This window comes from Vibrio sp. R10-SG3-ISO10, from assembly GCF_059834185.1.
In genome coordinates, this window is record NZ_JCBDHG010000018.1 from 1 (window position 1) to 23,280 (window position 23,280).

Sequence of the window (23,280 nt, forward strand, 5' to 3'; positions counted from 1 at the left end):
ATATATACAGCCACAATAGTGACTAAACCTTATGACTAGACAGAGATGAAGTATGAGCAAAGTTTTTGATTTAGTGTCTGATTATAAGCCTTCTGGCGATCAGCCCACCGCTATTGAGCAATTGCTTGAAGGCCTTGATTCTGGTTTAGCGCACCAAACATTACTTGGTGTAACTGGCTCAGGAAAAACTTTTACGCTTGCCAATGTGATAGCCAGCGCTCAGCGCCCAGCCATTTTGCTTGCTCCAAACAAAACGTTAGCGGCTCAGCTTTACGGTGAAATGAAATCTTTCTTTCCTAACAATGCCGTTGAATACTTCGTCTCTTATTACGATTACTACCAACCTGAAGCTTATGTGCCAACAACCGATACCTTTATCGAGAAAGATGCTTCCGTTAACGCGCATATTGAGCAGATGCGTCTCTCTGCGACCAAAGCCCTATTAGAACGAAAAGATGCGATTATTGTTGCTTCCGTGTCGGCGATTTATGGTTTGGGTGACCCTGAATCCTATCTGCAAATGATGTTACATATCCGCCGCGGTGATGTGATGGACCAGCGTGATATATTGCGTCGTCTTGCTGAGCTTCAATATAGCCGCAATGATGTCGCATTTGAGCGCGGTCAGTTCCGTGTACGTGGTGAAGTGATTGATATCTTTCCGGCTGAATCCGATCAAGATGCGGTGCGTATCGAGATGTTTGATGATGAGATTGATTGTATTAGTGTGTTTGACCCACTGACAGGGGCCGTCAAACAGCGTGACTTGGCACGTTACACGATTTATCCCAAAACCCACTATGTCACACCGAGAGAGCGAATTCTTGATGCGATAGAGCACATTAAAGTGGAGCTTGAGGGGCGCAAGAAGCACTTACTTGATAACAACAAACTGCTCGAAGAGCAGCGTATCTCTCAGCGTACTCAGTTTGATATTGAGATGATGAACGAGCTGGGATTTTGTTCAGGTATCGAAAACTACTCACGCTATCTAAGTGGTCGTAGTGAGGGTGAGCCGCCACCAACCCTGTTTGATTACTTGCCTCACGATGGTTTGCTGATCATTGATGAATCCCATGTCACCGTGCCTCAGATCGGCGCAATGTACAAAGGAGATCGATCTCGGAAAGAGACGCTAGTGGAGTTTGGTTTCCGCCTACCGTCGGCACTCGACAATCGACCTATGAAGTTTGAAGAGTTCGAATCTATTTCGCCTCAGACGATATTTGTCTCTGCAACGCCAGGTAATTATGAGCTAGAGAAGTCTGATGGTGAGATCGCTGATCAGGTTGTTCGTCCTACAGGCTTACTCGATCCTCAGCTTGAAGTACGTCCGGTTGCGACACAGGTAGATGACCTGCTCTCAGAAATTCGAATTCGTGCCGCGAAAGATGAGCGGGTTTTAGTGACCACTCTGACCAAGAGAATGGCGGAGGATCTAACTGAATATCTCACTGAGCACGACGTAAAGGTTCGCTATCTTCACTCAGATATTGATACGGTGGAAAGGGTTGAGATCATTCGCGACTTGCGTCTTGGAGAGTTTGATGTGCTGGTGGGGATCAACTTACTCCGTGAAGGTTTAGATATGCCAGAAGTCTCCTTAGTAGCGATTTTGGATGCTGATAAAGAAGGTTTCTTGCGTTCGGAGCGTTCACTCATCCAGACGATTGGTCGTGCCGCACGTAATGTGGAGGGTAAAGCGATTCTTTACGCGGACAGTATCACCAAATCGATGGACAAGGCGATGGGAGAGACCAACCGACGTCGCGAAAAACAACAAGCTTACAACGAGAAGATGGGCATCGAGCCTCAGGCTCTAAAGCGCAATGTTAAAGACATTATGGAGCTAGGTGACATTACTAAGAGTAAGAAGCAACGCGTTAGTAAGACAGTGCCATTGTCTAAAGTGGCTGAGCCTTCGCAGAGCTACGATGTGATGACACCTCAACAACTTGATAAAGAGATTAGTAAGCTAGAAGCGCAGATGTATCAACATGCTCAAGACTTAGAATTTGAACTTGCAGCACAGAAAAGGGATGAGATAGATAAGCTTCGCAAACAGTTTATTGTTAATAGCTAACACGAATTTAAGGCGAAAAAATAGCCAGTAGAAACTTAGTTCTACTGGCTGTAATTTGTGAATACTAAGTTCACTAACAACGTCAGTTGGCTAGGTGACCCATGAGGGTCAATGTAGATTTAGCATATAGCATGCCAAACTAAATTGGCCTCAAAATGCGTCATTCATCACCCTATTCAGGACTATTTTGTGTTTTAAATTGCATAATGCAAAGCGCAATGCGATTATTTATATAAATGCGAAGAATGCCTTGGCTAGGTTATGCAATATAATACACAAGCAAAAAACTCAAAGTATTTGTTGATGGTTGAAGATACCGCCTCTGTCGCGGCGCTGTATCGTTCTTATCTCACTCCTCTACAAATCGATATCAACATCGTTGGCACCGGTCGTGATGCCATTGATAGTCTCAATTTCAGAACCCCCGATCTAATCCTGCTCGACCTTCGGTTACCTGATATGACAGGTATGGATGTTTTGCACGCGGTGAAAGAAAAGAACCCGGATGTGCCGGTCATCTTTATGACCGCGCATGGTTCTATTGATACCGCCGTTGAAGCAATGCGTCATGGCGCGCAAGACTTCCTAATTAAACCCTGTGAAGCAGACCGACTCCGTGTAACGGTTAACAACGCTTTGCGTAAAGCGAATAAGCTTAAAAACGACGGAGACAATTCAGGTAGTCAGGGCTATCAAGGCTTTATCGGTAGTAGTCAAACGATGCAAGCGGTTTACAGGACTATTGACTCTGCAGCGACCAGTAAAGCCAGTATCTTTATCACTGGAGAAAGTGGTACGGGTAAAGAGGTTTGTGCTGAAGCGATTCATGCTACCAGTAAACGTGGTGATAAACCGTTTATTGCCATCAACTGTGCTGCAATCCCGAAAGATCTGATTGAAAGTGAGCTATTTGGTCACGTTAAAGGTGCTTTCACAGGAGCGGCGACCGATCGACAAGGTGCTGCTGAACTGGCCGACGGTGGAACACTTTTCCTTGATGAGCTGTGTGAGATGGACTTGGATCTACAAACCAAGTTACTCCGTTTCATCCAAACGGGTACTTTCCAAAAAGTGGGTTCTTCTAAGATGAAGAACGTGGATGTGCGATTTGTTTGCGCGACCAATAAAGATCCATGGAAAGAAGTGGAAGAAGGGCGTTTTCGAGAAGATTTGTATTATCGCTTGTATGTTATTCCTCTGCATTTGCCACCTCTACGTGAGCGTGGCGACGATATCATCGAGATTGCCTACTCACTACTGGGTTTCATGTCCAAGGAAGAGGGTAAAGATTTTGTCCGTTTAGCACCAGAAGTCGTTGATCGATTCTCGCGCTACGAATGGCCTGGTAATGTGCGTCAATTGCAAAACGTATTACGCAATGTGGTTGTGTTGAATAATGGCCGTGAGATTGATTTAGCCATGCTGCCACCTCCGCTCAATCAGCCATCAAAAAATGAAATTAGAGTGACTCGGCCGCAAAACGAAACAGTATCGGTACAAGATATATTTCCTCTGTGGCTGACAGAAAAAAATGCCATAGAACAAGCCATTAAAGCGTGTGATGGTAACATCCCTAAAGCTGCCGGCTATTTGGATGTAAGCCCATCAACGATTTACAGAAAACTACAAGCGTGGAATGCCAAGGAAGTACAATAGTGGACATCTTAGATCAAAGCAAAATCGACCGACTCGCTAGCGAAATTGGCGCGGAAAATGTACCTGTTTTGCTTGAAATATTTTTGAACGAGTTGCAAATGTATATCAATAAGCTGTCGCAAATCGAAGGACAAGAGCAAGAGCAATACTTAAAAGAGATAAGTCATGCGTTAAAAAGCAGTGCAGCGAGTTTTGGCGCAGAAGCACTTCGCGCGTATTCGGTAGAGGTAGACTCTAGTGCTAAATCTGGTACTTCCCTTGAGTCAGAAAGCAATAAGCAACAAATGTTATCTCTACTGAGTGAAACCCAGCAGAGATATCAGCAGTTATTCAACCAGTAACCATTCGATGGCCTGTTGCAGCTTAGCCCTATCGTGACGCCAGTCGCGATTGGGTGAAGCTAACGGTGTTGTCACACAATTCCAACCTTCTAACTCTGGGTGAGGCTCTTCACCTAAAACCACATCTATTTTGCGTCCTTGACAAGAACGTTCACACCATTCCAATTTTTCTTGTAATGTCATATGTCCAGCAGGCCCGTACTCTGGGGAAAGGTTTTCGACAAACACCAGCTTTGCTTTGCGGTTATTTGCAATCGCTCGTCCTACTTCAGGTAGCAGCAGTGGCGGCATAATACTGGTTAGGAAACTGCCCGGACCAAGAATAATCGCGTCAGCTTCTTCAATAGCCTGTACACCTTCTTTGGTCGCAGGGACCTCGGGCTCAAGATCGAGTCGAATCAGCTTTTCTGGCATTTCATCAACACTGGTCTCGCCCGTGACCCAACGTCCATCTGGTGCGAGTGCTTTCAAATCAGAAGGGTGTTCAGACATAGGGATGATATTGACATCGACCTTAAGCATATTTCGAATCAGGTTTGTGGCATCTAGAGGGCGGACAGAAAGGTTGTCGAGAGCCGTGAGCATCAAGTTACCTAGATTGTGTCCATCAAGTTCACCGGCACCTTTGAAGCGGTACTCAAACATCATCGAACTGATGGAAGGGTCAGTGATAAGCTGGTTGATACAGTTGCGCGTATCACCCCATGCAATGCCTCCTTGGCAATGGCGAATGCGACCGGTGGAGCCGCCGTTATCTGTGGTGGCAACAATCCCCGTTGCGTTTGAGCCAAAATCTTTGAGTGCCGCGAGCATACGTCCAAGGCCGTGGCCTCCACCGACAGCGACCACTTTATTGCTAGCGTAAATTGTCATGCTGAGCTTCTTTTTATTCATAACCAACTACAATTTAGATTATTGCATTAACAACCAATACTCAATATTGGGTAAATTGGGCTCCAAGCACGATTTTTTCAATTTGAGGGTAGAATCACACACAATTATTAAGTATTTTATTTATCAGCACTACCGAAAATGATAGGTAGTTGCCATAACTCCGAGCTCTATAAGCTAAGTCCAAAGTGATAAGCCTATTGAGCCAGTGACATGTTGTCACAAGGGCATACTTGGAAATGATTATGCCTCCCGTGTTTGGAAAGGTGTTCCGTGGCGCAACAATTCGAAGATAGATTCCATCGTAAGTTTTATTACTTGCGACTTTCCGTTACAGATGTCTGTAACTTCAAATGCACATATTGTCTGCCTGATGGCTATAAGCCTTCCGGGCAAAAAAACTCGTCTTTTTTAGCTCTTCCTGAGATAAAGCGTGTCGTTAGGGCGTTTGCCGATTGCGGTACCTCAAAGGTACGAATTACTGGTGGAGAGCCGAGCCTACGCAAAGACTTCAACGATATTATTCATACCGTGGCTTCAACGCAGGGCATTCGCAAAGTGGCGACGACAACCAACGGTTATCGAATGGAAAAGCAAGTCGCTGATTGGAAAGAGGCGGGGCTGACACATATTAATGTCAGCGTTGATAGCTTAGATCCTCGCATGTTCCATCAAATCACAGGTGAAAATAAATTTACTCAAGTGATGGCGGGCATCGACCGCGCTTTTGAGGTGGGTTACGACCAGGTCAAAGTCAATGTTGTATTGATGAAGGATCTGAATGCGCACGAGTTACCCGCCTTTCTAAACTGGATTAAAGACCGTCCAATCCAACTTCGCTTTATCGAGCTGATGCAAACCGGGGAAATGGATGAACTGTTCCAACGTCACCATGTTTCCGGTGTCGCGATTCGCAATCAGTTGATAGCCAATGGCTGGCTACTCAAAGTGCGAGATAAGAACGACGGTCCTGCTCAGGTTTTTGTCCATCCTGATTATCAAGGTGAGATCGGTTTGATCATGCCGTATGAAAAAGACTTTTGTGAAAGCTGTAACCGCTTGCGTGTATCCGCTAAAGGTAAGCTTCACTTATGTCTGTTTGGTGATCATGGCGTTGAGTTACGCGATTTACTTCAACAAGACGCTCAAGAACCAGAACTAATCGAAAGAATTCAACAGCAGCTGCAGACCAAGTCGGTGAGCCATTTCCTCCATGATGGAAACTCTGGCATGACTCCGCACTTGGCCTCGATCGGCGGCTGATACATTTCATTAATCAAACTTCGTGTTCACGTATGAGTGAGCATGAACTGACTTTGACAAAACTATAGGTGAACAAATGGGTCACGCAGAAAGCAAATTTCAACCAGCAAATATCGCAGTTCTAACCGTTTCTGACACGCGCACTGAAGAAAACGATACTTCAGGTGGCTACCTAGTTGAGAATGCAAAAGAAGCGGGTCATAACATTGTCGATAAGAAGATTGTTATTGATGATATGTACAAGATTCGCGCTATCGTCTCTCAGTGGATTGCGGATGAAAATGTGCAAGCTGTAATGATTACTGGCGGTACAGGTTTTACTTCTCGTGATAGCACGCCTGAAGCGCTAAAACCTCTATTTGACAAAGAAGTCGAAGGTTTTGGTGAGCTTTTCCGCATGGTCTCTTATGAAGAGATTGGTACTTCTACCATTCAATCTCGCGCTATCGCGGGTTTTGCTAACCATACTGTGATTTTTGCTATGCCGGGTTCTACGGGCGCGTGCCGTACTGGTTGGACAAAGATCATCAAGCAACAACTTGATGCAAGCCACCGCCCATGTAACTTTATGCCTCACCTAGCGGTTTAATCTTAGGAGCAGTTAATGAGCGAATTCACTCATATCAACGCTTCTGGTGAAGCAAACATGGTTGATGTATCGGCCAAAGCAGAGACGGTGCGCGAAGCTCGCGCTGAAGCTTTTGTGCATATGGCACCTGAGACTTTGCAATTGATCGTGTCTGGCTCTCACCATAAAGGTGACGTGTTTGCGACCGCGCGCATTGCCGGTATTCAAGCAGCGAAGAAAACTTGGGATTTAATTCCACTGTGTCACCCATTACTGCTGTCAAAAGTTGAAGTGCAGCTAGAAGCGATCGAAGCTGAAAATATGGTTCGTATTGAGTCTGTGTGTAAGTTAGCGGGTAAGACAGGGGTTGAAATGGAAGCCCTGACTGCCGCTTCTGTTGCTGCGTTAACCATTTATGATATGTGTAAAGCGGTACAGAAAGATATGGTGATTGGACAAGTCCGTTTACTAGAAAAAACGGGTGGTAAATCTGGACACTTTAAGGTGGAGTCATGATTAAGGTTCTATTTTTCGCTCAAACTCGTGAATTAGTAGGGATGGATGAACTCCAGCTTGAAGGTAACTTCTCTACGGTAGAAGAATTGCGTAGTCACTTGGTAGAGCAAGAAGGTAAGTGGGATCTTGCTTTAGAGCCAGGCAAATTACTGGCAGCGGTGAACCAATCGATTGTTCCTCTTGAGCACCCAATTCAGTCAGGTGACGAAGTGGCGTTTTTCCCGCCGGTAACTGGGGGGTAGTCATGGACAATCGCGTTTCAGTTCAATTTGAAGATTTTTCTGTTGGCAGTGAGTATGAGGCTCTTGCGCAAGGCACGTCAGCAGGGGCTGTTGTCACTTTTACTGGTAAAGTACGTGATATGAACCTAGGTGATAACGTCACTGGTCTATCTCTTGAACATTACCCAGGTATGACAGAGAAGGCTCTTGGTGAAATTTGTGACGAAGCTCAGCAGCGTTGGCCGCTTCTCAATATTCGAGTCATTCACCGTGTCGGTGATTTAGATATTGGCGATCAGATAGTTTTCGTTGGTGTTTCAAGTGCTCACCGAGGTGCGGCGTTTGAAGCGTGTGAATTCGTGATGGATTACCTTAAGACCAAAGCACCATTCTGGAAAAAAGAGCGAACGACAGAATCAACCCGTTGGGTGGATTCGAGAGATTCAGATGCGAAAGCCGCAGAGCGCTGGCAACAGGAACCTTAAACAAGTTCAAATGTAAAGCTCCTATCAACAGGAGCTTTTTTTATTGTCGGTTAATTGATGAATTGAGCCACGCTGACGCCCTTTAGCGTAGAAGAGTGCTTTGTCTGCTATCGAAATAAATCTTTCTGCGTCCATATTTTGCGGCACTATATGGCAGTGTTGAATGCCAATTGTAATCGAAAAGTTGTTACCGACGGATGATGAAGGGTGAGGGATTGCCAGCTGCTTTACCACCTCTTGCAGTAACTCTGCCCGTTCGATGCTTCCTGATTCGGTAACATTAGGCATAAATACCAAAAACTCATCCCCACCGTAACGGAAGCAAAGGTCATCATTTTTTGCCCAAGCGCGAATTGCGTTGCTCAATGTTTCGAGTGCTTTATCACCTTTCAAGTGACCATAACTGTCGTTGTACTGCTTAAAACAGTCGATATCGATCATCAGTACTGCTGAACCAATCAATTTCAGTTTTGCCAGTTCAATCGCTTCTGGCAGAAGCACGTCCAATGCGTAGCGGTTATACATTTGGGTGAGGTGGTCGATGTAAGTCAGCTTTTCGAGCTCTAGCTGCTGGAGAGCCAGCTTATCTAAAGCCCTTTTATATTCAGTGATGTTTCTCACCGTCCACAGTACAAGCGACGTATTGGGTAATGGGATCACAAGCGCACTAAAATGTTGAAGCTGTTGAGGTCCTTCAACGCCATCAAAGCAGCGCAGATCTTTTGGGTCTAAACTGTACTCAAGCTCGGATGCAGTTTGGCTGTCAATGACGTCAACGATGACTTGGCTAAACCAAATAGCTTTGTCAGCGGGTAACACTTGATATTGATTGAGGCCAACCACCGCGGCAGGGTCATGATGACGTCTTTTGTCTCTCCCTCCCCAAGCTTCAACGTAGGTACCTGATTTGTCGATAAGAAATGTCGGTTCTGGGAGTGATTCAAACACAACGTGCATCATATCGGGATTATTGGCGATCTGAGCAGAAAATGTAGAGTGCACGTCTTATCCCCCATGTATTTTATGATGCAGCTACTTATAGTTTAGACAGTTAATCTTGGAACGCATGTCACTAAAGGATGAAAGATGAATTCGATTGTGTTTAAAAGAGCCTTCATCATTGCTTTGGTGGTGGGAACCTTGCTCAATATCATTAATCAATATGACGCGATTTTTGGAACATCGAGCTTTAACTGGCTGAAGGCTTGTCTGACCTACTGTGTGCCTTTTGGTGTTTCATTGTTTAGTAGCTGGTTGGCTAATCGTGATGCTAAGGCGCAATGCGAATAGTGGCGGTTTGTGAAACGTGATAGTCAGCACCTATTGTAAAAATTGTTGTTTTCCATTTAGTAAAATCAAGAAATTAGACAACAATTACAATATATGCAGCGAAGCTTGCACGTTAAGGAGACACAGATGGAATCATTGAAAGTAAAAGACTATATGACATTGCAAGCGGTAACCTTCACGCCGGAGATGTCGCTCAGTGCCGCTCTAGAAAAGGTTATGAACTCAAAATACTTGGGCGGTCCGGTTCTCAACGACAAAAAGGAAGTGATTGGTTTCCTCTCTGGTCAGGACTTACTCGATAAGCTCCTCAAGGTCAGCTATTACTGCCAAGACACCCATATCGTCTCAGACTGTATGCACCCAGAAGTGCTGTCGGTTACCTCAGAGACCTCGATTATTGAACTTGCAGAGATGATGAAAGTAGGCCGACCAAAAGTTTATCCTGTGATTGACTCCGGTAAACTAGTAGGAATCATCACACGTAGAGATGTTTTACGTGCTATTGGTAAAAATATCGAAGATTGCTTTAAACATCCGGTGTAACATATTGATCCACTAAATAGGTAAGAGGTGCTCATTTGCACCTCTTCTTTTTTGTTGCTAAGCGCAAAGCCTAACAGGAGAGCTGAATGTCTGACCAAAGTGCCAAATTTGTTGAAGGATCAACCATGCGACATATTTTGGTTATGTCGGGGGCAGGGTCGGTTGGCCTAATGGCACTATTTGTGGTCGACCTTATCGACATGTTGTTTATCAGTATGTTGGGTCAGGTTGAACTCGCCGCTGCGGTAGGCTTTGCAGGAACGTTAGTTTTCTTTTCAACCTCCATCTCGATCGGTACTTCCATTGCGATGGGGGCGCTGGTGTCTAAAGCAATTGGTGCCAAGCAGCGGCAACATGCGCGTGAACTGAGCACAAGTATTATGTTCACTGCGGTGACGATCAGTGTGATAGTCGCAGCGGTGATGTTTGCCTATATTCCAGAGTTGCTTCAAGCCATAGGTGCTCATGGGATCGCTGCGGAGAGAGCGGAAGCCTACTTAAGAATCATATTACCTAGCGGTCCTGTTATCGCAGTGGCTATGGCTGCGGGGGCGGGGTTACGTGCGGCGGGCGATGCGAAACGGTCGATGTGGGCAACACTGGCAGGTGGTATTGTTAATGCGATTCTAGACCCGATATTCATCTTCGGTTTTGGTTGGAATGTAGAAGGTGCGGCACTTGCGTCTGTATTTGCTCGCTGTACTGTGCTGTTTTTCTCAATCTACCCACTTATCCGTGTACACAAACTCGCAGCGAGATTTAACTACAAAGTGTGGTTAAGCAACCTGAAAATTATTATTGCCATTGCGATACCCGCAATTATCACCAATATTGCAACGCCAATTGGTAATGCGATTGTTACCTCAGCTATTGCCCAATTCGGTGAGAACTATGTTGCTGGGTTTGCCGTGATAGGTCGACTGACACCAGTCTGTTTTGCGGTAATTTTTGCGCTTTCAGGGGCGGTTGGGCCGATTATCGGTCAAAACTACGGCGCTGAGCGTATGGATCGAGTTAAAGAGACACTCAATAACTCTTTAATTGTCACTACTCTTTACACCATCGTTGTTTGTATCATTCTCTACTTCGCTCAAGATTTGATTATTCGTATGTTCAGTCTAAACGGAGATGCGCAAGTTATTGTTGCGGCGTTTTGTACCTATGTTGCGGTGAGCTTTATTTTCAACGGCGCACAGTTCGTTGCTAATACCTCGTTCAACAATCTAGGCAAGCCGCTGTACTCAACGGCCCTGAACTTAGGCAAAGCGACGCTGGGAACTCTACCCTTTGTCCATCTGGGGGCGTTCTGGTTTGGTGCTCTTGGGGTGCTTTACGGTCAGGCAATTGGCACTGTAGTGTTTGGTTTGATTGCGATCGTTGTGCTGCGTAAACATATTTCGGACTTGATGCGCTCAACCTGCCTTGAACATGAAGCTTCAGATCCTTCGATTACCAGTGTAAACAGTCAGCCCTTCTGTAGTCATGATGCGGTTTTAATAGATGACGTTGCTGCAACAACAGAAATTTCGCAACAAACGGCAGAAAAAGTTTGACCTTGGAGTAGGCTCCAAGGTTTACACTCATAGTGTACAGTGAATGGAGATAAACATATGTGCACTAAACATCAAGCATGCCGCTCAGACAAAGTTGCGGCTAACCCCTCTCAATCAGGCTCTTGCGCTAGTCCTAAGATTTCAACCATTAAAATGGCAGAGGTTGCCAGTGCCGAGTCGAGTTGTTGTAGTTCAAACAGCTGCAGCAGTGGTGCAGACCCAGCTGACGAAGAGGGTGAGCCCAGTTCCTCTGCGCGTTACACCCAGAGTTGGAAAATTGAGGGGATGGATTGTCCAGCCTGTGCTCGAAAAGTAGAAACAGCCGTTAATCGAGTCGATGGCATCGTTGAGGCTAAAGTCCTTTTTGCGACCGAAAAACTCATTATTACTTCGGATAACGTCGGTGTTGCCCAGCTAGTCGAACAAACCATCCTTGATACTGGATTTACCTTTACCAGTCCGAACTCAAAGTCTTCAAAACAAGTATCCACAGGTTGGAAGTCTGTGCTTGAGCAGAACGCGCAGATTATCGCTATTGCTTCTGCTATGGCGATCGCTGCGGCAATTAAACCAGCACTTCCACAAATTAGTGAATGGATGTTTGTTATTACCTGCTTGGCGGGACTATACCCGATAGGTAAAAAAGCCATCAGCCTTGCACGTTCAGGGACGCCTTTTGCGATAGAAACCTTGATGAGTGTTGCCGCACTTGGGGCGCTCTATTTGGGAGAAACCGTAGAGGCGGCGATGGTGTTGCTATTGTTCCTCATTGGTGAACGGCTAGAAGCCTTTGCTGCTTCACGTGCCCGTAGTGGTGTCCAAGCATTAATGGAGTTGGTTCCTGAAAATGCGATTAAAATCGTTAATGGTCAGCGCATTGAAGTCTCGGCAAGTGAACTACACCCTGGTGATGTAATTGAAGTCTCACCGGGTGCACGATTGCCTGCTGACGGTAAGCTTATCGGTGACGTAGCGAGCTTTGATGAAAGTGCACTCACTGGTGAGTCGATACCTGTTGAACGCTATCAAGGTGACTCAGTCATGGCAGGCGCGGTGGCGGTTGATAAAGTGGTGAGATTCACCATTACTTCAAAGCAGGGCGAGAATGCCATCGATCGTATTCTCCATTTGATCGAAGAAGCAGAATCTCGTAAAGCACCATTAGAGCGTTTTCTGGATAAGTTTAGCCGCTGGTATACGCCGTTGATGATGCTGGTGTCACTATTAGTGATCATTACGCCACCATTGTTATTTGCTCAGCCTTGGGAAACTTGGGTTTATCGTGGGTTGGCACTGCTTCTGATTGCTTGTCCTTGTGCATTAGTGATCTCTACGCCAGCCGCAATCACTTCTGGCTTAGCCGCCGCCGCTCGTCGAGGAGCTTTGATTAAAGGCGGTGCAGCGTTAGAACAGTTAGGTCGCGTTGAAACCATTGCATTTGATAAAACAGGAACGCTAACCAAAGGCAAACCCGAAGTAACGGATATTGTTGCATTAGAGGGTTGGACCGAGCAGTCGCTATTAGAAAAAGTTGCCGCAATTGAAGTGGGGTCAAGCCATCCACTGGCGGTATCGCTAGTAAACAAAGCCAAACAACTCGAGTTAGAGATTGTTGAGGCAGAAGACAAGCAAGCTCTGGTCGGGAGTGGTGTGCGCGGTGTGGTATCAGGTGTTGAGTATCAGGTGAGTGCACCAAGTAAAGTGGATATCACGTTACCTAGCACTTTGGTTGAGACGATTGAGCAACTAGAAGGTCAAGGAAAGACGGTTGTAGTTGCTATCGAGGCGAAGCGCAAAGCTATTGGTTTGGTCGCGTGGCAAGATACTCTGCGTGATGATTCTGCCAAAGCAGTGAAAGCGCTGAATGATTTGGGTATTCACTCAATTATGCTCACTGGAGATAATCCGCGTAGCGCGTTAGCCATCAGTTCTATGATTGGCATCGATTATAAGGCAAGTCTGCTTCCTCAAGATAAAGTCAGCTATGTCGAGCAACTTTCTGCAAACGGTAATGTTGCGATGGTCGGTGATGGCATCAATGATGCCCCTGCAATGAAAGCCTCAAGTATTGGTATTGCGATGGGAGGAGGTACTGACGTCGCGTTAGAAACCGCTGATGCAGCGATTACCCACAACCGCCTAATTGAACTAGCTGGAATGATTGAGCTTTCTCGGGCTACCTTGAACAACATTCGCCAGAATATTGCTCTCGCGCTTGGCTTGAAAGGCGTGTTCTTGGTAACGAGTTTGTTAGGTATCACTGGACTTTGGGTTGCGGTGCTGGCTGATAGTGGCGCGACTGCTATCGTGACTCTTAATGCATTAAGGCTGCTGAAATTTAAGTCAAAGCAAGACTAGATAAATCTCCCCGGCAAAGAGCCCCTGCATTGTTGATGTAGGGGCTATTTTTTATGCAACCAATGATTTGATATTGCGTAAAAGTGTGATGTAAACCGTTTTTATGTGCAATGGTGGTGTTTGTTGCGGTTGTTGTTGTGAAGATGATCACTCTAATGCTTCAAGGAGTTCGCTAGAGTATGTCCTGTACCCGATGAATTTTATAGAGCGTATCGGTTGTTTAATGTGCAACCCAACTACGCCACAATAAGGAGCCCCCTATGTCTCAAGCTGTATTCCACCTTGGTGTTACTGAATCTGATCTTGCTGGCGCAACACTAGCGATCATTCCAGGTGACCCTGCGCGTGTACAAAAGATTGCAGAAGAAATGGAAAACCCAGTATTCCTAGCAAGTCACCGCGAATACACGCTTTACCGTGCTGAACTAGACGGCAAACCAGTTGTTGTTTGTTCAACAGGTATCGGCGGCCCTTCTACGTCAATTGCTGTTGAAGAGTTAGCGCAGCTTGGTGTTCGTACTTTCCTACGTGTTGGTACAACAGGTGCGATTCAACCACACGTAAACGTGGGTGATATGATCGTATCAACAGGTTCGGTTCGTTTAGATGGCGCAAGCCTACACTTTGCTCCTATGGAGTTCCCAGCAGTCGCTGATTTTGAAGTTGCAACAGCAATGAAAGCAGCTGTAGAAGAGTCTGGCGCCGCGGTTCACATGGGTGTTACAGCATCAAGTGACACTTTCTACCCAGGTCAGGAGCGTTACGATACGTTCTCTGGTCGTGTTGTTAAGCGCTTCCAAGGCTCAATGAAAGAGTGGCAAGACATGGGTGTTCTTAACTTCGAAATGGAGTCTGCAACGCTACTGACAATGTGTGCGAGCTCAGGTCTTAAAGCAGGCTGTGTAGCGGGTGTTATCATCAACCGTACACAGAAAGAGATTCCAGATCACTCTACACTAAAAGAGACAGAAGCGCGCTCTATCAAAGTTGTGGTAGAAGCTGCACGTAAAATGCTGTAAAGAAAGCTCGCTAGTTTTCCTTTTAAAGCTCCGTACTTTACGGAGCTTTATCTTTATTGAATAGATGTTTAATCTTCTGCTCCATTTATTCGATTACTATCAAAGATAATCGATTCATACTCCCCACTTTCAATTAACGCTTTTAACCCTCTAGAAAAGACTTCGCTTAACTTTCTACTGCGTTGTATGTCTTGACGTGAGAAAATTATGTACATATTGTCTTCAACTAAGGGCTTGTCACCAATGCTTATCGCCCTTGCTTCTTCTTTTGATAATAACTTCTCTATGAGGTATTTGCCGCGGATCAGGCCTGTTGGATAGGCATCAATACGATGCTTAGCGAGCTTATCGAAATTGCTTTCCTCGGTATTTTCAATTGTGGGCTCGACACCTGCTGTTATTAAAATATGAGTTGCTTGGTAGTCCTGTGTTGCACCAATATGAAAGTTCGTTAAGTCACTCAGCGTTTGCCAATAGAAGTTTGCCTCTTTATGAGAGAAAAATACGACTTTTTGGCTAAACATGGCGTCTGAATATAGGAATGACTGTTCTCTTTCATCATTGAACATCCAAGGGAAAGTTCCGTCGTACGTGCCTTGTTTTGCTAACCTCAAAGAACGAGACCAAGGGTAGTAACTTAGAATCACTTCATAACCTTGGATTTCGTACGCTCTAATGACGATGCGCTCGGAGATTTTCTCTCTTGGGTTTTCAGAGGAGCTTGTGTAAGGAGCCCAGTCTCCTACCGCAAATCGAACTATCTTGTTGTCTGCTTCAACAGAAAAAACTAAGAGCAAACTACACAGCGTTACGGCTATCCTTTTCATCTCAGTTCCTAAAATACAGAATTCGCCTACTAACAAGTTTAGATGGCTAGTGAAAGAAGCGCGTAGCAGAGAAGCGGTATTGGTGAATCTATAATGAGCTTGGAGATAAGGCCAAGGTGTTGTGGAGCGTCTCACCTTAGCCTTAGGGGTTAGCTGAAGGCTAGTTTCGGTAATGGTTGATACAAACTTTCCGTCATATCTGACAACATCTGATCGTAGACTTGAGAAATGATCAGCGAAATATCTGTCGTAAGCTGATAAAGCTCTTCGTTTGTCATTAAAATTTCATCACTAGCATTGATTTCTGAAAGCGCATGCATTGCCTTAGAGCTTATTGGGGAAGCAATTGAAAGCGGGCTAATCAGCGATAGTTGATTGAGCTTGCGCCTAGTTTTATCGCAATAGTATTTCACTCTCAGCATACCTTCTGGATAGTGGAGGTCTTGAATCGAAATTCTTAGTTGGGTTAGGACCTCCATACTATCGAGTACCTGCTGCCAGTTCATATGGTACTCATCACTGATATCTTCTCGCCCCGACTCGATTAACCATGCGATAGCAATTTCATCCATTAAGAACATACAGTGTCTGATGGTCTTACCATGAATCACCTGATTACGGGCCACAGTTCTCTGATCCCATTCTTTGTGGAGCTTTTTCAGCTTCAATTGAAGAATTCGGTACATAGGCTTGTTTTCAAACTGAGCACTGGCGATGAGTTCGTTCGAGCGCTCCATCATGGCATCGTAGTTTTCTTCGAGCTGACTTTGGTGAATATCAAAGTGGTGGCTGGTCAACGCCTGATGGGTGATTGCTCTATGTTGACGACTCAGTAACAGTAACTGCCGTAGCAGGATTAAAATCTCAAATTTTCTTTCTAAACCTGAATGTCGCTTTTTCGAAAAGTAGAATAAAGTCGCTAGCACGACAAAAGAAATGATGATTGAAAAGAGCACAAACATAACCAACTCCTTGTTATAGTTTACCTATAAAGTGGTAGAGCAGGTTTGGTGCCAAAAATAATATCTATATAATTCAATTGTTTATAGCTTTTTGGTTCACTGGAATGAACTCAATTGGTGCAAGATAGCACTGAAAGTGTGAAGAAGGGCACAAAAAAAGCCCCGCTGAATCAGCGGGGCTTTCGATAATCGTAATGCTTTTTACATTACACGCATGCCTGGCTGTGCACCTTCGTGCGGTTCAAGAATCCATAGGTCGCTGCCACCCGGGCCTGCTGCTAGGATCATGCCTTCAGACATACCAAACTTCATCTTACGAGGTTTTAGGTTCGCTACCATTACGGTTAGCTTGCCTTCTAGCTCTTCAGGTTTGTATGCTGACTTGATACCTGAGAATACCTGACGAGTTTCACCACCGATATCTAGTTGGAACTTAAGCAGTTTGTTTGCTTTTGGCACTTCTTCACAAGAGATGATACGTGCGATACGCATATCCACTGCTGCGAACGCGTCAAATTCAATCTCATCTGCGATTGGTTCTTTGTCTAGCTCTGTTTGGCTCGCTTTGTTCTTTTCAGCTTCTGCTTTCTCTTTTGCTGCAACTTCTGCTGCTGCGTCTTCTTTAGAAGCTTCAATCATAGCTTCAACCTTCTTAGGATCGATGCGGTTGAACAATGCTTTGAACTTAGTGATTTCGTGACCAGTTAGCGGTGCAGCGATACCTTCCCAAGTTAGTTCCTCGTTTAGGAATGCTTCTGTACGTGCAGCAAGCTCTGGCATTACCGGTTTAAGGTAAGTCATTAGAACGCGGAATAGGTTGATACCAACAGAACAGATGTCTTGTAGCTCTTGGTCTTTACCTTCTTCTTTCGCTACAACCCACGGTGCTTTTTCATCAACGTATTGGTTTGCTTTGTCTGCTAGTGCTGTGATTTCACGGATAGCACGACCAAACTCACGAGTTTCGTAAAGCTCTGCGATACGATCTGCAGCCGCAGTGAACTCGTTGTATAGCTCAGTTTCTGCGAAGTCAGCAGATAGCTTGCCTTCAAAGCGCTTAGTGATGAAGCCAGCGTTACGAGAGGCTAGATTAACGATCTTGTTTACTACATCAGCGTTAACGCGCTGAGTGAAGTCTTCAAGGTTAAGGTCTAGATCATCAATGCGACTGTTTAGTTTCGCTGCGTAGTAGTAACGTAGACATTCTGGATCTAGGTGATCTAGGTATGTCGCTGCTTTGATGAATGTGCCTTTCGACTTAGACATCTTCGCGCCGTTTACTGTTACGTAACCGTGTACGAATACGTTGTTTGGCTTACGGAAACCAGAACCTTCTAGCATTGCAGGCCAGAACAGTGAGTGGAAGTAGACAATGTCTTTACCGATGAAGTGGTAAAGCTCAGTTGTGCTGTCTTTTTTCCAGTACTCATCGAAGTCTAGGCCTTCAGTCTTGTTACATAGGTTCTTGAATGAAGCCATGTAGCCAACTGGTGCGTCTAGCCATACGTAGAAGAACTTGTCTTTTTCACCTGGGATTTCGAAGCCGAAGTAAGGTGCATCGCGTGAGATATCCCACTGTTGAAGACCTGACTCAAACCACTCTTGCATCTTGTTTGCAGTTTCAGACTGAAGCGAGCCAGAGCGAGTCCACTCTTGTAGCATGCTTTCAAACTGAGGCAGGTCGAAGAAGAAGTGCTCAGAGTCTTTCATTACTGGAGTTGCGCCAGATACCGCTGATTTAGGTTCAATCAGTTCAGTTGGGCTGTACGTTTCACCACAGTTGTCACAGTTGTCTCCGTACTGGTCTTCTGATTTACACTTAGGACAGGTACCTTTTACGAAACGATCCGGTAGGAACATCTCTTTTTCAGGGTCAAACAGCTGAGAAATCGTACGGCTAGAAATGAAGCCGTTTTTCTTAAGCTCAAGGTAGATGTGCGAAGCCAGTTCGCGGTTCTCTTCAGAGTGTGTGCTGTGGTAGTTATCGAAGCTAATATCGAAGCCAGCGAAGTCTTTTTGGTGTTCTTCACTTACTGCAGCGATCATCTCTTCTGGCGTAATTCCCATCTGTTGTGCTTTTAGCATGATTGGCGTGCCGTGAGCATCGTCAGCACAGATGAAGTTTACAGTGTTGCCACGTAGGCGTTGGTAGCGAACCCAGATATCAGCTTGAATGTGTTCAAGCATGTGACCTAGGTGAATCGAACCGTTAGCGTACGGAAGGGCACAAGTGACCAGTAGTTTTCTTGGATCAGTCGCCATACTTAATATTCGCTTCTAATGATGTATAAAAAAATAGAGAGTAATACTACCTTATCCCACCAATGACTCCAAGGCTTCCAATATGGGAAACCCCAGTTTTTTCAGGGTTCAGTATCGGCTGGTGGAGTGTTAGGATTAGATGCACAAGGAGGACCTATGCGTCAGTTCACTTCAAAGCAAGATTTCTGTAATTGGTTAAATCAATTTGAGCACCCAAGCCTAGCCCCTGAATGGGCGTCTACGGCGAACTTTGTTTCAGTTGATGCCAATCAGTTTACTATTGAAATTCCTTTTGCAGCCAATACGTTAACTCAGGATTTGTCTGATTGGATTGAGGCTTCCCAAAACAAAGGTGAGGTTGCTTCATTCTCGTACAACATTGTTGTTGCCCCGAAACCTCTCGAAACCCATGTTACTGCAGCAGTTAAAGGGGTTAAGAACGTTATTGCGGTGACGTCAGCAAAAGGTGGGGTCGGCAAGTCGACAACATCGGTCAACTTAGCGCTGGCCTTGTCAAAGTCCGGAGCCAAAGTCGGGCTATTGGACGCTGATATTTATGGTCCTTCAGTGCCACTGATGCTTGGCCAAACCAATGCACAACCTGAAGTTCGCGATAACAAATGGATGCAGCCTATAGCGGCCCATGGGATTTTTACTCACTCTATCGGCTACCTTGTATCGAAAGATGAAGCGGCGATTTGGCGCGGACCGATGGCAGCTAAGGCGCTTGCTCAACTATTGAATGAAACTGAGTGGCCTGAGTTAGATTACCTAGTGATTGATATGCCTCCGGGCACTGGTGATATTCAACTGACGCTGGCTCAGCAAGTTCCGGTAACCGGAGCGGTCATCGTGACGACTCCTCAAGACTTAGCTTTAGCTGATGCACGTAAAGGTGCAGCAATGTTTAACAAGGTTGATGTGCCTGTCGTTGGTCTTGTAGAAAACATGAGTTATCACATCTGCAGTCATTGTGGTGAAAAAGAGCATATCTTTGGTGCGGGTGGCGCAGAGAAAATGGCCAGTGAGTATGGTCTTGACCTTCTGGCTCAAGTTCCACTTCATATTCAGATGCGTGAAGATATCGATAAAGGCATCCCAACGGTTGCTGCGAGACCAGAATCAGAACATGCTCAGCAGTATCTTGCCTTGGCAGAAGCGGTTAGTTCCAGATTGTATTGGCGAGGGAAAACTAAACCCGACTCGATTATGTTTACCATGGTCGAATAAACACCTTTATGCACTGCAATGAGAGCGCCTGACGAGCGCTCTTTTTTATTCTTATTCAGTGTAATCGATTGCGCTGAAATCTTTTATTCCATTTAAGTAAATCAAGGCAATCGCGACTGGCAACCGATGGCTGAACTCCCTATAATCAGGCGGTTTATCTAAATTTATACTAATACGCAGGTCTCACCTCGAAAGGCACTGCTAGTATTAGCATATGACACCAATCTAAATCATCGGGTGCAAGAATAATGTCTGATAATAATCAATGCGTCATCGTAGGTATTGCTGGCGCGTCTGCTTCTGGAAAAAGTTTAATCGCGAGCACTATTTACAATGAACTACGTGAAAAAGTGGGCGATCATCAAATTGGTGTGATTACGGAAGATTGCTACTACAACGACCAAGGCCATCTTAGTATGGACGAGCGAGTAAAAACCAACTACGACCACCCAAGCGCACTAGATCATGATTTATTGTGCGAGCATCTAGAGCAGTTAGTTAAGGGACAAGCGGTAGAAGTACCTGAGTACAGCTACACAGAACACACCCGCACTGACAACACGACGACAATGACACCAAAGAAAGTCATTATTCTTGAAGGTATTTTGCTGCTTACTGACCCTCGTTTGCGTGACTTGATGCATGCGACGGTATTTATGGACACGCCACTGGATATCTGCCTGCTTCGCCGTGTTAAGCGTGATGTTGAAGAGCGCGGCCGTACTATGGACTCTGTGCTGAAGCAGTACCAAGAAACGGTTCGTCCTATGTTCATGCAGTTTATCGAGCCTTCAAAGCAATACGCAGACATTATTGTTCCACGTGGTGGTAAAAACCGCATCGCGATCGATGTGTTAAAAGCTCATATTGCAAAACTTTTGAAAGCTTAACGTTGAAAAGACGCTTAAGACTTTATTTTTTATGAGATAAGTGGCACTTTTAGTGCCACTTTCTTTTTATGGTCGCCATAAATATTTACCTGATCATTTATACTTGGAGCTAACCCTTAGCAGAAGAGGCGTGCTCACCAAGCAAGGATAATGCTGATGAAGAAACTGTTCCTAATCATAGCAATCCCAGTGGTTGTTATTCTCGGTGCTCTAATTGCACTGGTCACTTTAGTTAACCCAAACCAATTTAAACCACTTATTGTTGAACAAGCGAAAACCCATACTGGTCTTGACCTTGTTATCGATGGTGATATCAGTTGGCAATTTTTCCCATCGATTGGTTTCGAGCTAGGTCAAACCGAGCTTCGTAACCCGAAAGGCTTTGAACAATTGAATATGTTCAAGGTGGATACTGTCGGTGTGGATGTATCCGTGATGCCACTGTTCAGTCAACAACTTGAAATCGGCAACATTACGCTAGATGGCGCGGCTTTCTCGTTAGAAACCTTACCTGATGGCAGCAAGAACATTGATGCGCTAACTCGAGCGCAAGCGGCTCAAGTTGATACGACGGCGGCCCCCGCGACTTCAGAAAGCAGTTCGCAGCCTGCAACAGAAGAAGCACCTCAAAGTAGTGGTGGCGCTTCGGCTTGGACAATCAATTTGGCCGGAGTTACAGTCTCTAATGCGTCGGTCGAAATACAAGATAAGCAAGCGGGTTCATTTACTAAGCTGTATGACGTTTCATTGAATCTGTCTCAATTTGCAGTTGATACTTGGACTAAAGCGGATTTCGCTGCCAAAGGTGAAGCGAATCAGCAGAAATTTACTGCCAAAGGTGATGCTGAGTTTAAGCTAGCAAATGGCTTTAAAGAGTACGCGCTACGCAACATCAACCTTGATGCGACATTCAGCGATCCTGCAACTAAAATCGATAGCGCTAAGATTGGGCTAGAAACGTTTGAGTTCGATAAAGCCAATGCGCTCAGTTATGCCGTTGTGGGTAATGCAGCTGGTCTGGATATCGATATGAAGGGATCGGCTTCATTGCAAGTAGATCAAGCTATCAGCAAAGTACTGATGAACCAAATGGTACTAGATGCCACGTTCAAAGGAGACTCACTACCTCAGTCACCTATGAAGGTAGATATGGCATCTGACTTGACGTTTGACCTGACTAAGAACCACCTAAGCTTTGTACTAGAAAAGCTGACCGCAAATGCATTGGCGTTTGATGGTAAAGCTGATGTGACGCTAGGTGATATTCCTAAAGTTCGATTTGCTTTGCATAGCCCGAATATCGATTTGGACGAGTTTTTAGGATTGGGCAAAGCGACTCCGGCGCAAGCGCCATCTGACACAGAACCAGCTTCAGAAGCACCGCAGCAAAAGCCTGCACAAACTTCGCCACAGAAATCTGCTCAAGAAGTGGAACCTGATCTCTCTGCGCTGAAAACGTTGGATGTGAAAGGTCAGATTACTATCGACAAGTTCAAAGCTAACAACGCCAAAATGGAGAACGTAAAGGCGAGTTTCTCAGTTAACCGAGGTGTGGCAGAACTGACGTCATTTACATCAAACCTGTACCAAGGCTCTATCAGCGCTACGGCTCGTTTAGATGCGCGTAAGTCACCAGCAAGCTACACCGCGAAAAAACGCATCAAAGGTGTAAAAGTACAGCCTCTGCTGACCGACGTAGCAAACAACGATATGTTGGAAGGTACGGGCAATATTGATGTCGACGTTAAAGGTAGTAGCTTAACGCCAACAGGCATTAAGAAGAATCTAGTCGGGACAATCGTCATTAACTTTGAAGATGGCGCAGTGAACGGCATTAACGTTGCTCAGTTAATTCGTGAGAATTACGCCAAGATCAAAGGTGAGAAGCTAGAAGGTGGCAATGAAGTCCAGAAAACAGACTTTAGCGCGATGAAAGCAACCTTAAAGCTGAACAAAGGCAATGTGTCTACTAATGATCTTCATATGCAGTCACCACTATTACGCATCCGTGGTAACGGCAGTGCCAATTACCTCAACGAAACGGTTGATTTCACAGTCAGTACTTCTATCGTTGGCTCGCTAAAAGGCCAAGGCGGCAAAGACATTGATGAACTGAAAGATGTGACAATTCCAATCAATATCTCGGGGTCTTGGGCGCAGCCTAAGTTCAAACTTATCTTTGACGATGTACTTAAGCAAAAAGCTGAGAAAGAGATCGATCGTGGATTGAAGAAGCTCGATGAGAAACTTGGTGAAAAAATCAAAGATGAGAAGACCAAAGAAGCGGTTAATAGCTTAATCAAAGGGCTGTTTAACTAAACG

The 23,280-nt window shown here is 45.2% G+C and carries 21 protein-coding genes and 1 riboswitch; of the genes, 16 read left to right on the plus strand and 5 right to left on the minus strand.

Going from position 1 to position 23,280, the window contains the following annotated elements:
- Positions 1 to 52: 52 nt before the first annotated feature.
- From uvrB to luxU, 3 genes are all read left to right on the plus strand, one after another.
- Entirely contained in the window at positions 53 to 2,083 is a 2,031-nt protein-coding gene (gene uvrB / locus AC6R16_RS09245) for an excinuclease ABC subunit UvrB (protein WP_500674223.1), read from the plus strand.
- 261 nt (positions 2,084 to 2,344) lie between these two features.
- On the plus strand, positions 2,345 to 3,739 hold the full coding sequence (gene luxO, locus AC6R16_RS09250; protein ID WP_500641691.1) for a quorum-sensing sigma-54 dependent transcriptional regulator LuxO: 1,395 nt from the start codon (positions 2,345 to 2,347) through the stop codon (positions 3,737 to 3,739).
- Positions 3,739 to 4,080, plus strand: coding sequence for a quorum-sensing phosphorelay protein LuxU (gene luxU, locus AC6R16_RS09255; protein ID WP_500674224.1), 342 nt, complete (start codon positions 3,739 to 3,741; stop codon positions 4,078 to 4,080). Before luxO ends, luxU begins: the two co-directional genes overlap by 1 nt.
- Here luxU and AC6R16_RS09260 read toward each other — a convergent pair.
- Positions 4,066 to 4,953 carry a YvcK family protein gene (locus AC6R16_RS09260; protein WP_500641693.1) on the minus strand — a complete coding sequence of 296 codons (888 nt, stop codon included), beginning with the start codon at positions 4,951 to 4,953 and terminating at the stop codon, positions 4,066 to 4,068. The genes luxU and AC6R16_RS09260 overlap by 15 nt on opposite strands.
- 167 nt (positions 4,954 to 5,120) lie before the next feature.
- Positions 5,121 to 5,256, plus strand: a riboswitch (molybdenum cofactor riboswitch).
- Between AC6R16_RS09260 and moaA the strand changes: the two genes are divergently transcribed.
- The 5 genes from moaA (at position 5,245) to moaE (ending at position 8,024) form a co-directional block, all read left to right on the plus strand.
- Entirely contained in the window at positions 5,245 to 6,234 is a 990-nt protein-coding gene (moaA, locus tag AC6R16_RS09265) for a GTP 3',8-cyclase MoaA (protein WP_004748418.1), read from the plus strand. It overlaps the preceding riboswitch by 12 nt.
- Positions 6,235 to 6,310: 76 nt before the next feature.
- Positions 6,311 to 6,823 (plus strand): molybdenum cofactor biosynthesis protein B, encoded by a 513-nt coding sequence (gene moaB / locus AC6R16_RS09270; protein ID WP_004748419.1) that lies wholly within the window; start codon positions 6,311 to 6,313, stop codon positions 6,821 to 6,823.
- 15 nt (positions 6,824 to 6,838) lie between these two features.
- Positions 6,839 to 7,318, plus strand: a complete 480-nt coding sequence (gene moaC / locus AC6R16_RS09275; RefSeq protein ID WP_069666900.1) for a cyclic pyranopterin monophosphate synthase MoaC — start codon at positions 6,839 to 6,841, stop codon at positions 7,316 to 7,318.
- Complete coding sequence (moaD, locus tag AC6R16_RS09280) at positions 7,315 to 7,560, plus strand: molybdopterin synthase sulfur carrier subunit (RefSeq protein ID WP_500641695.1); 246 nt, start codon at positions 7,315 to 7,317, stop codon at positions 7,558 to 7,560. Before moaC ends, moaD begins: the two co-directional genes overlap by 4 nt.
- A gap of 2 nt (positions 7,561 to 7,562) precedes the next feature.
- A complete protein-coding gene (gene moaE, locus AC6R16_RS09285; protein ID WP_500641696.1) occupies positions 7,563 to 8,024 on the plus strand; it encodes a molybdopterin synthase catalytic subunit MoaE in 462 nt (153 codons plus the stop codon).
- Positions 8,025 to 8,048: 24 nt separating this feature from the next.
- Here moaE and AC6R16_RS09290 read toward each other — a convergent pair whose 3' ends face one another.
- Entirely contained in the window at positions 8,049 to 9,026 is a 978-nt protein-coding gene (locus AC6R16_RS09290; RefSeq protein ID WP_500674225.1) for a sensor domain-containing diguanylate cyclase, read from the minus strand.
- 84 nt (positions 9,027 to 9,110) lie between these two features.
- Between AC6R16_RS09290 and nrtS the strand changes: the two genes are divergently transcribed.
- The 5 genes from nrtS (at position 9,111) to udp (ending at position 14,787) form a co-directional block, all read left to right on the plus strand.
- Entirely contained in the window at positions 9,111 to 9,314 is a 204-nt protein-coding gene (nrtS, locus tag AC6R16_RS09295; protein ID WP_500674226.1) for a nitrate/nitrite transporter NrtS, read from the plus strand.
- 126 nt (positions 9,315 to 9,440) lie between these two features.
- A complete protein-coding gene (locus AC6R16_RS09300) occupies positions 9,441 to 9,857 on the plus strand; it encodes a CBS domain-containing protein (protein ID WP_500641699.1) in 417 nt (138 codons plus the stop codon).
- 86 nt (positions 9,858 to 9,943) lie between these two features.
- Entirely contained in the window at positions 9,944 to 11,410 is a 1,467-nt protein-coding gene (locus tag AC6R16_RS09305; RefSeq protein ID WP_500674227.1) for an MATE family efflux transporter, read from the plus strand.
- Positions 11,411 to 11,467: 57 nt separating this feature from the next.
- Positions 11,468 to 13,768, plus strand: a complete 2,301-nt coding sequence (locus AC6R16_RS09310) for a zinc/cadmium/mercury/lead-transporting ATPase (protein WP_500674228.1) — start codon at positions 11,468 to 11,470, stop codon at positions 13,766 to 13,768.
- Between the two features lie 260 nt (positions 13,769 to 14,028).
- Positions 14,029 to 14,787 carry a uridine phosphorylase gene (gene udp / locus AC6R16_RS09315; protein WP_500674229.1) on the plus strand — a complete coding sequence of 253 codons (759 nt, stop codon included), beginning with the start codon at positions 14,029 to 14,031 and terminating at the stop codon, positions 14,785 to 14,787.
- A gap of 68 nt (positions 14,788 to 14,855) precedes the next feature.
- Here the strand turns inward: udp and AC6R16_RS09320 are convergent, their stop codons facing one another.
- The 3 genes from AC6R16_RS09320 to metG form a co-directional block, all read right to left on the minus strand.
- A complete protein-coding gene (locus tag AC6R16_RS09320; protein ID WP_500674230.1) occupies positions 14,856 to 15,614 on the minus strand; it encodes a substrate-binding periplasmic protein in 759 nt (252 codons plus the stop codon).
- A 149-nt stretch (positions 15,615 to 15,763) separates the two neighbouring features.
- A complete protein-coding gene (locus tag AC6R16_RS09325) occupies positions 15,764 to 16,576 on the minus strand; it encodes a hypothetical protein (RefSeq protein ID WP_500674231.1) in 813 nt (270 codons plus the stop codon).
- 201 nt (positions 16,577 to 16,777) lie between these two features.
- A complete protein-coding gene (metG, locus tag AC6R16_RS09330; protein WP_500674232.1) occupies positions 16,778 to 18,838 on the minus strand; it encodes a methionine--tRNA ligase in 2,061 nt (686 codons plus the stop codon).
- 156 nt (positions 18,839 to 18,994) lie between these two features.
- Between metG and apbC the strand changes: the two genes are divergently transcribed.
- From apbC to AC6R16_RS09345, 3 genes are all read left to right on the plus strand, one after another.
- Positions 18,995 to 20,068, plus strand: coding sequence for an iron-sulfur cluster carrier protein ApbC (gene apbC / locus AC6R16_RS09335; protein ID WP_500641706.1), 1,074 nt, complete (start codon positions 18,995 to 18,997; stop codon positions 20,066 to 20,068).
- Positions 20,069 to 20,316: 248 nt separating this feature from the next.
- A complete protein-coding gene (udk, locus tag AC6R16_RS09340; RefSeq protein ID WP_004748444.1) occupies positions 20,317 to 20,958 on the plus strand; it encodes a uridine kinase in 642 nt (213 codons plus the stop codon).
- Between the two features lie 156 nt (positions 20,959 to 21,114).
- Complete coding sequence (locus AC6R16_RS09345) at positions 21,115 to 23,277, plus strand: AsmA family protein (RefSeq protein ID WP_500674233.1); 2,163 nt, start codon at positions 21,115 to 21,117, stop codon at positions 23,275 to 23,277.
- The last annotated feature ends 3 nt before the right edge of the window (positions 23,278 to 23,280 follow it).